Source organism: Staphylococcus pasteuri (assembly GCF_030547725.1).
Lineage (GTDB): Bacteria > Bacillota > Bacilli > Staphylococcales > Staphylococcaceae > Staphylococcus > Staphylococcus pasteuri.
In genome coordinates, this window is record NZ_JAUOQO010000010.1 from 1 (window position 1) to 13,467 (window position 13,467).

A 13,467-nucleotide genomic window follows, 5' to 3' on the forward strand; every position below is an offset into this window, starting at 1 on the left:
GAATTAGCTCAGCTGGGAGAGCATCTGCCTTACAAGCAGAGGGTCGGCGGTTCGAACCCGTCATTCTCCACCATTTATTTTGTTTAAATAAATATGTCGGAGGGGTAGCGAAGTGGCTAAACGCGGCGGACTGTAAATCCGCTCCTTCGGGTTCGGCAGTTCGAATCTGCCCCCCTCCACCATCTTAATGGGCTATAGCCAAGCGGTAAGGCAACGGACTTTGACTCCGTCACGCGCTGGTTCGAATCCAGCTAGCCCAGCCATAAGAGCCATTAGCTCAGTTGGTAGAGCATCTGACTTTTAATCAGAGGGTCAGAGGTTCGAATCCTCTATGGCTCACTCAAAACATCTTTCTTAGGAAAGATGTTTTTTTTATTGTTTTATGTAAACGAATACATTATTCTATAACTAATACTTAAAAGAGGTGGAGAATAAGATGAAAAATATAGATATTATTGGGGTACCTTCAACATTTGGTCAAAGAAAATTAGGAGTCAATCTTGGTCCAGATGCAATAAGGTATGCTGGTTTACAAGATAGATTAGAAAATATTGGTCTAAATGTTAGTGATAGAGGTAATATTGATGTACCGACAATAGATTTAAAAAAATTCAACTCTGAGCAAGAAGGTTTAAGAAACTATGATGAAATTGTTCAAGTTTCAAACACTTTAAGTGATAAAGTTGATCAAACTATATCCAATAATAGTTTTCCTCTAGTGATAGGTGGCGATCATTCTATTGCAGTAGGCTCTATTTCTGGAATAAGTAAACACTACTCTAATTTAGGGGTAATTTGGTATGATGCACATGGTGATTTAAATATTCCTGATGAATCTCCATCTGGTAATATACATGGTATGCCATTAAGAATATTACTTGGAGAAGGGCCAAGTGAACTTGTGAATTTAAATGATTTTCAACCTAAACTAAAACCTGAAAATGTTGTTCTTATTGGTATGCGAGATTTAGATAAAGGGGAACGTCATTATATTAAAGAACAAAATATTAAAACTTATACAATGGCTGATATTGATAAGTTAGGTATTGAGTCTGTAATAAATGAGTCTGTACAATATTTAAAAAATAGAAATGTCGATGGATTACATTTATCTTTAGATGTTGATGCATTAGACCCTACAGAAACACCAGGAACCGGTACAAGAGTGTTAGGTGGTTTAAGTTATAGGGAAAGTCATTTTGCGCTTGAATTACTTCATGAAAGCAAAATGATTACATCTATGGATTTAGTTGAAGTTAACCCATTAATTGATTTACATAACAATACAGCGGAACAAGCTGTTTCATTACTTGGTACATTTTTTGGAGAAACACTACTATAATTTAATTTATGTAACTTGCATGTTAATCGACATGCAAGTTTTTTTCATTTTTATTAGTGTTCATATGACACGTGTTCTAATGATTGATATAATGAATAATATGGAAAATGTTATCGGAGGAGATGTTATGGATTTTTCCAATTTTTTTCAAAATTTTAGTACTTTAAAAGTCATAACTAGTGTCCTCGATTTATTGATTGTGTGGTATGTTCTTTATTTACTGATTACAGTTTTTAAAGGTACAAAAGCAATACAATTATTAAAAGGTATTGTTGTAATAGTAATCGGTCAACAAATCAGTAAAATACTAAATTTGACTGCAACTTCAAAATTGTTTGACATTGTGATTCAATGGGGAGTATTGGCATTAATTGTAATATTCCAACCAGAAATTCGAAGAGCTTTGGAACAATTAGGTAGAGGTAGTTTCTTAAAACGTTATACCAACGCCTATACTAAAGATGAAGAGAAATTAATTCAATCTGTATCAAAAGCGGTTCAATATATGGCTAAACGTCGTATTGGAGCACTTATAGTTTTTGAAAAGGAAACTGGTCTTCAAGATTATATTGAAACAGGTATTCCTATGGATTCTAAAATTTCTCAAGAATTATTAACCAATGTGTTTATACCTAATACACCATTACATGATGGTGCAATGATAATTCAAGGAACTAAAATAGCAGCAGCAGCAAGTTATTTACCATTATCAGATAGTGTTAAAATATCTAAAAGTTTAGGTACAAGACATAGAGCAGCTGTAGGTATTTCAGAAGTATCTGATGCTTTTACAGTTATTGTGTCAGAAGAAACTGGTGATATTTCAGTTACTTTTGATGGTAAGTTAAGAAGAGATATTTCAAATGAAGTGTTTGAAGAGCTATTATCTGAACATTGGTTTGGCACACACTTTCAAAAGAAAGGTGTGAATTAATATGTTAGAAAGTAAATGGGGATTAAGATTCGTTGCACTGATATTAGCTATATTTTTCTTCTTATCAGTGAATAATGTATTTGGGAATATCTTTAACTCTGATGACATATCACAGAAATCAACAAAAACAATACAAGATGTTCCAGTAGAAGCGATATATAACCATAAAGATTTACACGCTACACATGTACCAGACACAGTAGATGTAAATATTTCTGGTACACAATCAAAGTTAATAAAAATTGAAGATCCCGATGATTTAAAAGTTGTTGTAGATTTATCAGGTGAAAAAGCTGGTAAATATCAAAAGAAATTTCAAGTTAAAGGTTTAAATAATAGCATTAATTATAATGTTAAACCTAAATCAGCCAACATCACATTAGAAAAGAAAATAACTAAAACAATGCATGTAGAGCCTGATGTAAGTCAAAGTGATATTGCAGATGGTTACCAAATTGATAATCAAAAAATTTCACCTGAAACAGTTAAAGTAACTGGTGGAGAAGAACAATTAAAACAAATTGCTTACTTAAAAGCAACATTCAAAAATTCTAGTAAAATAAGTAAAGATACTAAAGATATTGCTACAGTAAATGCTTATGACAAAGATTTAAATAAAATGAATGTTTCTATTAACCCAGATGAAGTTGATTTGAAAGTGTCTGTTAAACCTTATAGTAAAAAGGTTAAAGTTAACACAAAGACGACTGGAAAATTAAAAGACAATAAAAAGGTAGATAATGTTAAATTAGATGACGATGAAGTTGAAATTTATGGTAGTAGAGAAGATATACAGGGTATAAATAATATTACAGCTGAAATAGACTTAGATGATATTTCAGAGTCCACTGAGAAAACTGTAAAATTTGATTTACCTAAAAGTGTAAGTAGGGTTAACCCTGAAGAAACAAAAGCTTATATCACAGTTAAATAATTGAAAGAAATAAAAGGAGAGTAAAACATGGGAAAATATTTTGGTACTGACGGTGTCAGAGGTGTAGCAAATGAAGAATTAACACCTGAACTAGCGTTTAAGCTAGGTAGATATGGTGGTTATGTATTAGCACATAATAAAGGGGAAAATCACCCTAGAGTCCTTGTTGGTAGAGATACAAGAGTTTCAGGAGAAATGTTAGAATCAGCACTCATTGCAGGACTTATATCTATTGGAGCTGAAGTCATGCGATTGGGTATTATTTCAACGCCAGGTGTAGCATATTTAACGAGAGAAATGGACGCAGAATTAGGTGTAATGATTTCTGCATCACATAATCCAGTTGCAGATAATGGTATTAAATTCTTTGGTTCTGATGGTTTCAAATTATCAGATGATCAAGAAAATGAAATCGAAGAATTACTTGATCAAGAAAATCCAAGTTTACCAAGACCAACTGGTACAGAAATCGTTCATTATTCAGATTACTTTGAAGGTGCACAAAAATATTTAAGTTATTTAAAATCTACTGTAGATGTTAATTTAGAAGGTATGAAAATTGTTTTAGATGGTGCAAATGGTTCTACATCTTCTTTAGCACCATTTTTATTCGGCGATTTAGAAGCTGATACTGAAACAGTGGGTTGTAGTCCAGATGGATACAATATTAATGAAAATTGTGGTTCTACACATCCTGAAGCTCTTGCAAAAAAAGTTCTTGAAACTGGAAGTGACTTTGGTTTAGCATTTGACGGAGATGGAGATAGAATTATTGCTGTTGATGAAAATGGTAAAATCGTTGATGGAGACCAAATTATGTTTATTATTGGTCAAGAAATGCATAAAAACCAAGAATTAAATAATAATATGATAGTTTCAACTGTAATGAGTAATTTAGGTTTTTATAAAGCTTTAGAAAATGAAGGCATTCAATCTAATAAAACTAAAGTTGGAGACCGTTACGTTGTAGAAGAAATGAGAAGAGGAAATTATAATCTTGGTGGTGAGCAATCAGGTCATATCGTATTAATGGATTATAATACAACAGGTGATGGCTTATTAACTGGTGTACAATTAGCAGCTATCATCAAAATGTCAGGTAAATCATTAAGTGAGTTAGCTTCACAAATGAAAACATATCCTCAATCATTAATAAATGTAAGAGTAACAGATAAATATCGCGTTGAAGAAAATATTGATGTTAAAGAAGTAATGACTAAAGTTGAAGTTGAAATGAATGGAGAAGGTAGAATTTTAGTACGTCCTTCTGGAACAGAGCCATTAGTAAGAGTAATGGTTGAAGCTTCAACAGATGAAGATGCAAAAAGATATGCCCAACAAATTGCTGATGTCGTAGAAGACAAAATGGGTTTAGATAAATAATTCAAATAAAGAACGTGCCATAAATGAAAAGGCACGTTCTTTAAATATATATAATAAAAATGGACCAGAAGCTTACATCTGGTCCATTTTTGATTCAACAAATATTATTTTGAAATAAGTTCATTATATTCTTTTTCAATTTCTTCTGCTAATGGTCCTTCAACTTTAGCATACGTTTGTAAGAATGATTTTACACCATGTTCTTGAATATAATTATTCTTTTCAACAGTTTCTTGGTCAGCTTTATCATCATATTTTAAAAGTAGGGCAGCTGCTTTAACTAAGCCATCTCTTTCTAAATTATGTTCATATAAATAATTTAATGGTTTAATAATACGATCTTTAGGACCAATTTTACGTAGAGTTCCGCGACCAACACGTGTTACTTCATCAGATAGATAAGAGTTATTGAAACGTTCAATAATTTTTTCTACATATTGAGATTGTTCTGATTTAGAAAAATCAAATTCACGTGTGATATAATCACTTGTTTCAGCTAGTACACGTCTTAAACCAGCTTCGATAGTGCTATCTTGAACTGCATCTAAAACAGTTGCTTTATTATCGTTATAACCAGCATATGCTAAGAAAGCATGTCCTGTATTAACAGTTAATAATTTTCTTTCAATATAAGGTGTTAAATCATCAACATATTTAATATGGTCTAATTCTTCGCCATACCAAGCATCTTTTTCAACAACCCATTCATAGAAAGGTTCTACCATAACATCTAAAATATTTTCATTTTTTTGTAATGGAACAATTCTATCAACTGCAGAGTTTGCAAAATGAATATTGTCGCCTAAAGGACCAGTAATATCTAAAATAGCTTTTTTAAGTGTATCTGTAGCCATAATAGCATTTTCACAAGCAACGATATTAACATGGTTTTCTTTTTCTTTTAAATATGGAGCAAATGATTTTGCAATAATAGGTAAAATGTTAACACCAACAGCAGTTGTAATTAAATCAGCTTCTAAAATAGCTTGTTTCAATTCATCTGAAGGTTTAGCAGAATTAATCGCATCTACATTGTTTACTCTTGTAGTAGTTTTAGCTTCATCTGCTAAAATAACATCGTATTCATGTTCCGTTTGTAATGCATTAATAATTTCATCATTTACATCTGCAAATGTAACTTTAATATTATTATCAGCTAAAATATATCCAATAAATCCACGACCAATATTACCGGCACCAAAATGTACTGCTTTCATTATGCATCAGCCTCCTCAAAGACTTGTTTAATTTCGTCAGCAGATTTAGCGTTGATAATACGTTCTACATTTTCTTCTTCACTGAAAGTAATCGCAATTTTAGATAATAAGTCTAAGTGTTCTCCGTCTTTACCAGCGATACCAACGACAACTTTAACTTCTTCGCCATTCCAATCAACACCTTCAGGAATTTGTAATAAACTTAAGCCTGATTGAATGACATTTCCTTTAGCTTCTTCAGTACCGTGAGGAATTGCTAAACCGTTACCCATAAATGTTGAAACAACATCTTCACGATCTTTCATTGCTTGAATATAATTTTCAGTTACAGCTCCGCTATCAACTAGAGCTTGTCCTGCTTTCTCGATTGCATCGTTTTGGCTTGCTACTGATACGTTAATAAAAATGTTTTCATTACTGAATAATTCGCTCATTATAAATACACTCCTAAATTAATTGTTTTTTAATTCGTTTTAAAAATTGCTTTTCCAGTATAATTTTAAAGTCATGTGGATTTTTCATAAAATCATCTAAGTTTTCCAAATGGTTGCTTAGTGTTTCGGAAATTGTACTAACAAGATCTACCATGATTGCATTATCTGGAATAAACATACTTAACATATAATTAATGTAGTCATTGTCATTTTGAATATTACTCATCTTTATAGGTTCCTCCAAAATAGTTATGAGGATACATGGTTCTTTAAACATTGAATCTCTCATATGAGGAATAGCTATAGGGTAGGGGCTTAGTATCCAATTAGGATTTTCCTCCAACCGATGTTGTAATAATTCAGCGAATGACTGACCATCATCAATAATACGATGACTTACTAGGTAATCAGATAAATATTGATTCCAATTATCTACTGATTTATATTCTATTTTCACGGAATCAACTAACTTTAAACCTTGACGTATTGTTTCCATAATATCTTCAGGTGAATAATTAATTAATTCTTTTCCTTCATTTTGATTCATATGGTGTGCTTCTTTAGTATTTAAAAATGAAGCGACATATCCTATGTCAGAATCAGGGAGTAAAGGATTAACTGTTAAAAATGGCCTATCTATATCCAAATTTACGGTGGATATAATACCATCGTATTGAGATAAATCAAGCACGTTTAGATCACTTACAGAAGCCTGTGTAATTCGTTCAATTTCACTAAACACTTGTTCAAGTCTAGTTGCTAATAGACGGCTTGTACCTATGCCACTACTACAGACGACTAAAATATTTAAAAATTGATGTCCTTGGTTTTTAATTGATCCTCCAAAATGAAGGACAATAAAAGCAATCTCGCTATCAGGAAAGATTAACTCTGGCCAAACAACATGCAATGCTTTGCTCACATTATCAAATAGTCTTGGATATTTGTACTTAATCATATCGGTCAAAGGATTATATGTTTCAATATTTGATTCTAAACGATTGATTGCTGGATTAATATGCAATGATAATCCATTAATTAGAGTAGTTTTTTCATCAAAGTATTGACCCGAAATCTCTTCTACGTTTTGCACGAAAGATTTTATTTTTTGTTCATTTTTCTTATCTTCAAATAAAGTATCTTTAGTATCTTTACGTTTTGAACCCCGCAAGTGAATGGTAATAAATGTGACTTCAGCTTGGTTGAATTGGACATCATATAAATCTTCTAGACGTTTAGCAATTTCACTAGCTACTTCATGTTCAAATGTATGTTTTACCGATTGATAAATATCTTCATTAAGTGATACATATTCATTGTTTTGCATACGAGTAATACTTAGTACAATATGAACGGTTAACGTGAGATAGCTAGATTCTGTTAGTGAATAGGGAAGCTCTCCTAAATAATCCATTAGAATTCTCTCAACTTTAAATATTCGGTCTAAATCCACAAGTGATTGTTGAGATTGATGTAATGATTGATAGACAAAATGATTTTCAATAACTGAATAAACACTTGTACTATTTAAATTATTTACCATTAGCTGACTTAAGAACTCTCTTTTTTTAGATTCAGTACCATTTAACATAACACCTTCGCCACGTTTTCGTGTTAAGGATAATTGATATGATTCTAAATCATGTTCTAATTCATCCAATAATTTAGCTAATGATTGGATAGAAACGCTGATTTCTTGAGCAAGACTATACTGTTTAACGGCATGTTTAGATTGAATAAGAGCATATAAAATAATGACCTTTTGTTCTTCAACTGATAAGTCTATAGTTTGTTGTTGCGTCATTTCATATTTTAAGCTTTGAATAGCTTGTTGATCCCCATTTAAACGAATACCTTTTTTGTTAACTCGGTCAAGTTGAATTGAAAAGGTATCTATATATGATTCAACGTGCTTTAATTCTCTATGAATAGTACGAGAGGACACTGCCAGTTGTTGAGCAATGTCATATATAGTGACATATTGTCCGTGATACTTGATTAAAAGTTCTATAATCTCTTTTTCACGTGTACTCAATAACATGGCGGTATCCTCCATTAATATTAATATTTAAAAATTATTGTTCTTCTTTTTTAAGGTTATTTAGTAATTCTTCATATCTTGGTGAGTTTAAGAAGTTATCAACTGAAATGTGAATTGCATTTGGTACTTGTTTAATTGCACGGTCAGTTAATGTTTTTTGAGTGATAACTAATTGAGCATCACTTGGTAATTGGTTAATTGCTGTGTTTGTAACATTTACATCTGAGATGCCAGCTTTTTTGAATTTATTACGTAACATACTAGCACCCATTGCACTAGAACCCATACCCGCATCACATGCAAAGATAACATGGTCAACATTACTGTAATCGTGGGCATCAACATCTTCAGTGTTATAATTATCTAATAATTGATCAGCATTATCTTCATCATCAGATTGTTCTGTTGAAGTAGCAGCACCTGCAGCGCCAGCACCTGTTGCAGCACCAGCAGTAGTAGCTTTAACTGATGAATCATTATTATCTTTATTAGTTAATTTTGAAGATACACTTGATTTTTTACCTTTAGTTGCTTCCATTTGAGCAGTAGCTGCTTCTAAATCTTGTTTAGGTTCTTTAGTGAACTTAAGAATAATTGCTGAAACAGCGAAAGAAACTAATGTCGCTAATACTACACCTAATAACATATGAAGGAATTCACCTTTAGGTGCGTTAATACAATAAGTGATAAATGATCCTGGTGACGCTGGACTTCTAAATCCAAATCCAGTTGCTTGATAAGTAGCAACGCCAGTCATACCACCTAAAATAACTGAGATAAATAACATTGGTCTCATTAATACGTAAGGGAAATAAATTTCATGAATTCCACCTAAGAAGTGGATGATTCCTGCACCGTAAGAAGTAGCTTTTGCAGTTCCTTTACCAAAGAACATATATGCAAGTAAAATACCAAAACCAGGTCCAGGGTTTGATTCAATTGTATAAAGTATTGATTGACCTGCTGTAGCAGCTTGGTCAGCACCAAGTGGTGTGAATACACCATGGTTGATAGCGTTATTTAAGAATACAATTTTAGCTGGTTCAACTAAAATACTTACGATTGGAAGTAAATGAGCATGAACTAAAGCCTCAACTGCAACTGATAATATATGCATGATGAATTTCATGATTGGAGCTAAAATTTCAAAACTTAAAATTGTCATGATGAAACCTAGGATACCAGCAGAGAAGTTATTGAATAACATCTCGAAACCTTGTGGTGTTCTAGGTTGAACAAATTCGTCAGTTTTTTTCATTAACCAACCAACTAATGGTCCCATAATCATTGCACCAAGTAACATTGGTGTGTCAGGTAATGCTACGATAACCCCCATAGTTGATGTAGCAGCAATGATACCACCACGTAATCCGTGGATTAAACGTCCACCACTAAATGCGATTAATAATGGGATTAAAAATTTAATCATAGGATCAGCTAATTGAGATAAATCTTTATTAGGCATCCATCCATTGTCTATAAATATAGCAGCGATAAATCCCCAAGCGATGAACGCGCCAATGTTTGGCATGATCATACTACTAAGAAAAGAACCGAATGCTTGAACTTTACGGCCAAAACCTTTGTTTTCTTGTTTCTGAGCCATATCTACACCTCTTTTTTAATTAGTATTTGACTATATTTATTGTAAATCTAAGTAGACAATTACTACAACAAGAACAAAATTCAAATTTGTCATAATAATCATGACAACAATCATTCTATAATATATAGGTAAAGATAATGTAAATTAAAAGCTTTATTACAATGAATTTTAAATGGAAATGGTAGTACATATTTTTTACAAAAACCTTGTGAAAATATTTGCAATTAAGACAAACTACATTGTACAATAGGTTCTAATGGAAGGGAGGATAGTAAAACAATATTACAAAGCGCCTGTGCAAGCTATTAATGACATGTGAGGATTAGAAATTAAATCTATTTGTATAAATTTCTATAGCGTACATTTATAACTTGTAGACGAGGAGGATAGTGATCGAATAGATCGGCGGATGCTATCCCGGATGTGGCTCATTCGTTAGCTTATTAAGTAAAACAGTAGGGTAACCTATTGGACAAAGTTAATAAGATCGCCAATTAATATTATATAAAATGAAAAACGTTAGAAGTTTAAGTGTGATAATTTATCACGCTTATTTTCAAGTGTGGTTAAACTAAGATAAAAGTTACTACAAATATGAACGCTAATGATAGTAGATTACTAAACTAAATTATAAGTAATAAATCATTGCTACTAACGTTATTTCAATAACTGGAGGAAAAGTAAATATGTGCGGAATAGTAGGATATATTGGCTATGATAATGCCAAAGAATTATTATTAAAAGGTTTAGAAAAATTAGAATATAGAGGTTATGATTCAGCTGGTGTTGCTGTAGCAAACGACGAAGGCACTAAAGTATTTAAAGAAAAAGGTCGTATTGCAGAATTACGCAAAGTAGCGGATAGTAGTGATATTGATGGCACTGTTGGAATCGGTCACACTCGTTGGGCAACACATGGTGTACCTAACTATGAAAACTCACATCCACATCAATCAACTACTGGTCGTTTTACACTAGTACATAATGGTGTAATTGAAAACTATGAAGAATTAAGAAATGAATATTTAAATGATGTTAAATTTGTTTCTGAAACAGATACAGAAGTTATCGTTCAATTAATTGAATACTTCTCTAAACAAGGTTTTGAAACAGAAGATGCATTTACTAAAGTTGTTTCATTATTACATGGTTCTTACGCTTTAGGTTTATTAGATGAAGAAGATAAAGATACTATGTATGTAGCTAAGAATAAATCACCACTTTTAATCGGTGTTGGTGATGGTTTTAATGTCATTGCATCAGATGCATTAGCTATGTTACAAGTAACTAATCAATATAAAGAAATTCATGACCATGAAATTGTTATCGTTAAACGTGATGAAGTTATTATCAAGGATATTAACGGTCAAGTTCAAGAACGTGACGCTTATACTGCTGAAATTGATGCATCAGATGCTGAAAAAGGTGTTTACGATCACTACATGTTAAAAGAGATTCACGAACAACCAGCTGTTATGCGTCGAATTATACAAGAATATCAAGATGACGAAGGTAATCTAAAAATTGATAAAGACATAGTAGATGATGTTGCACAAGCTGATCGTATCTATATTATCGCTGCTGGTACTAGCTATCATGCTGGTTTAGTTGGTAAAGAATTCTTAGAAAAATGGGCAGGTGTACCAACAGAAGTACACGTAGCTTCTGAATTTGTTTATAACATGCCTTTATTATCTGAAAAACCATTATTCATTTATATTTCACAATCTGGTGAAACTGCAGATAGTCGTGCCGTATTGGTTGAAACTAAAAAATTAGGTCATAAAGCGCTAACAATAACTAACGTATCTGGTTCAACATTATCACGTGAAGCGGATCACACATTATTATTACACGCAGGTCCAGAAATTGCCGTAGCTTCTACTAAAGCATATACAGCACAAATTGCTGTATTATCTATTTTAGCTCAAATAGTTGCTAAAACACATGGTCGTGAAGCAGACATTGATTTATTAAGAGAATTAGCGAAAGTTACTACTGCAATCGAATCTATCGTAGACGATGCACCTGTAATGGAACAAATTGCTACTGATTTCCTTGAGACAACACATAATGCATTCTTTATTGGTCGTACTATTGATTATAATGTCAGTCAAGAAGGTGCATTAAAACTTAAAGAGATTTCATATATTCAAGCTGAAGGATTTGCTGGCGGTGAATTAAAACATGGTACGATTGCATTAATTGAAGATCGTACACCAGTTATTGCTTTAGCTACTCAAGACAATGTAAACTTATCTATTCGTGGTAATGTTAAAGAAGTTGCTGCACGTGGTGCTAGTACTTGTATTATCTCAATGGAAGGTTTAGAAAAAGAGGGAGATACGTATGTCATTCCTCATGTTCATGAATTATTAACACCATTAGTTTCAGTAGTAGCACTACAATTAATTTCTTATTATGCAGCGCTACACAGAGATCTTGATGTTGATAAACCACGTAACTTAGCAAAATCAGTTACAGTTGAATAAATTTAAAAATTAAAAGTGATGAATACCATAATTTTGGTATTAAGAAACTTTAACATGTTGATATAAGGATAATCCCTTTTAGTTATGAGTTGACTAAAAAGGGATTATTTTTATTGCACTTTTCTTAAATAAGTGACAAAATTTTAAGTAATATAGAACTTAACATATTGGAGGATTATATGGACAACATAAAAGCGATATTTTTAGATATGGATGGTACAATTTTACATGAAGATAATAGAGCATCTGAATATACTAGAGACGTCATTAATTCACTAAGAGATAATGAATTCAAAGTATTCTTAGCGACTGGGCGTTCATATTCTGAAATTCATCAACTAGTACCAGAAGGTTTTTTAGTTGATGGTATTATAAGTTCCAACGGTACAACTGGTGAAGTTAATGATAAAAATATATTTAAGCATAGTATGTCTTTAGATTCTGTGAATCAAATTGTGAAATTAGCACAACAACATCACATTTATTATGAAGTATTCCCATTTGGTGAACAACGCCTAGTATTAAAAGAAGATCAATCTTGGATGAGTGAAATGGTGAGTGGCAGTGAAACGCCTCCTAATAATGTAGGACAAAGCGAATGGGCATCAAGACGAGAAGCCATAAAAGATAAAATTCAATGGGTAGATCAATTTCCTGAAAAGGATTATTCAAAAATATATCTATTTAATACAAACTTAGATAAAATTAGTCGTTTTCGTGATGAACTTCAACAAAATAAAATATTACTAAATATTAGTGTATCTAACTCTTCACGTTATAACGCTGAAACAATGGCTTATAATACTGATAAAGGTACAGGTATCAAAGAAATGATTGAATACTTTAATATTAAACAAGAAGAAACACTTGTGATAGGTGACAGTGATAACGATAGAGCTATGTTTGAATTTGGACATTATACAGTTGCAATGAAAAATGCTCGTACAGAAATTCAATCATTAACAGACGATGTAACTGAATATACTAATGAAGAAGATGGCGCAGCCAAATACTTAAAAAAACATTTTCTAAGTTAAGATATTGATTGAAATAGATATAATAAAAAGGTCGAAGTACAATTTTA

10 protein-coding genes and 3 tRNA genes are annotated in these 13,467 nt (G+C 32.0%); 9 read left to right on the forward strand and 4 right to left on the reverse strand.

Translation table 11 applies throughout. The annotated features are described in order from the left end of the window. The first annotated feature begins 98 nt into the window (after positions 1-98). The 7 genes from Q4528_RS10720 to glmM all read left to right on the forward strand — a co-directional run bounded on the left by Q4528_RS10720 (position 99) and on the right by glmM (position 4,593). Positions 99-182: transfer RNA gene (locus tag Q4528_RS10720), tRNA-Tyr, on the forward strand. Between the two features lie 6 nt (positions 183-188). Continuing rightward, positions 189-263 (forward strand) — tRNA-Gln (locus Q4528_RS10725). Positions 264-266: 3 nt separating this feature from the next. Beyond that, a tRNA-Lys gene (locus tag Q4528_RS10730) sits at positions 267-339 on the forward strand. A gap of 97 nt (positions 340-436) precedes the next feature. After that, positions 437-1,342, forward strand: coding sequence for an arginase (gene rocF / locus Q4528_RS10735; RefSeq protein ID WP_046466886.1), 906 nt, complete (start codon positions 437-439; stop codon positions 1,340-1,342). Positions 1,343-1,469: 127 nt separating this feature from the next. Next, positions 1,470-2,276, forward strand: a complete 807-nt coding sequence (gene cdaA / locus Q4528_RS10740) for a diadenylate cyclase CdaA (RefSeq protein ID WP_026083467.1) — start codon at positions 1,470-1,472, stop codon at positions 2,274-2,276. A 1-nt stretch (position 2,277) separates the two neighbouring features. Then, positions 2,278-3,210: a CdaR family protein gene (locus tag Q4528_RS10745; RefSeq protein WP_046466887.1), complete on the forward strand. Its 933-nt coding sequence runs from the start codon at positions 2,278-2,280 to the stop codon at positions 3,208-3,210. A 27-nt stretch (positions 3,211-3,237) separates the two neighbouring features. Continuing rightward, positions 3,238-4,593 (forward strand): phosphoglucosamine mutase, encoded by a 1,356-nt coding sequence (glmM, locus tag Q4528_RS10750; protein ID WP_017636992.1) that lies wholly within the window; start codon positions 3,238-3,240, stop codon positions 4,591-4,593. Between the two features lie 104 nt (positions 4,594-4,697). On the opposite strand, the gene Q4528_RS10755 is transcribed toward glmM, so the two are convergent. From Q4528_RS10755 to Q4528_RS10770, 4 genes are read right to left on the reverse strand one after another with little or no spacing between them, the layout of a single operon-like run. Next, positions 4,698-5,810: a mannitol-1-phosphate 5-dehydrogenase gene (locus Q4528_RS10755; protein WP_017636993.1), complete on the reverse strand. Its 1,113-nt coding sequence runs from the start codon at positions 5,808-5,810 to the stop codon at positions 4,698-4,700. Further along, positions 5,810-6,244, reverse strand: a complete 435-nt coding sequence (locus Q4528_RS10760; RefSeq protein ID WP_017636994.1) for a PTS mannitol transporter subunit IIA — start codon at positions 6,242-6,244, stop codon at positions 5,810-5,812. The genes Q4528_RS10755 and Q4528_RS10760 overlap by 1 nt, the downstream gene beginning before the upstream one ends. A 13-nt stretch (positions 6,245-6,257) precedes the next feature. Continuing rightward, on the reverse strand, positions 6,258-8,285 hold the full coding sequence (locus Q4528_RS10765; protein ID WP_017636995.1) for a BglG family transcription antiterminator: 2,028 nt from the start codon (positions 8,283-8,285) through the stop codon (positions 6,258-6,260). A 34-nt stretch (positions 8,286-8,319) separates the two neighbouring features. Continuing rightward, a complete protein-coding gene (locus Q4528_RS10770; protein WP_072291872.1) occupies positions 8,320-9,891 on the reverse strand; it encodes a PTS mannitol transporter subunit IIBC in 1,572 nt (523 codons plus the stop codon). 686 nt (positions 9,892-10,577) lie between these two features. Here Q4528_RS10770 and glmS point away from each other — a divergent pair. Together glmS and Q4528_RS10780 are read left to right on the forward strand one after the other, a co-directional pair. Continuing rightward, a complete protein-coding gene (gene glmS / locus Q4528_RS10775) occupies positions 10,578-12,383 on the forward strand; it encodes a glutamine--fructose-6-phosphate transaminase (isomerizing) (RefSeq protein ID WP_029056158.1) in 1,806 nt (601 codons plus the stop codon). A 179-nt stretch (positions 12,384-12,562) separates the two neighbouring features. Continuing rightward, a complete protein-coding gene (locus Q4528_RS10780; protein WP_303521529.1) occupies positions 12,563-13,420 on the forward strand; it encodes an HAD family hydrolase in 858 nt (285 codons plus the stop codon). The last annotated feature ends 47 nt before the right edge of the window (positions 13,421-13,467 follow it).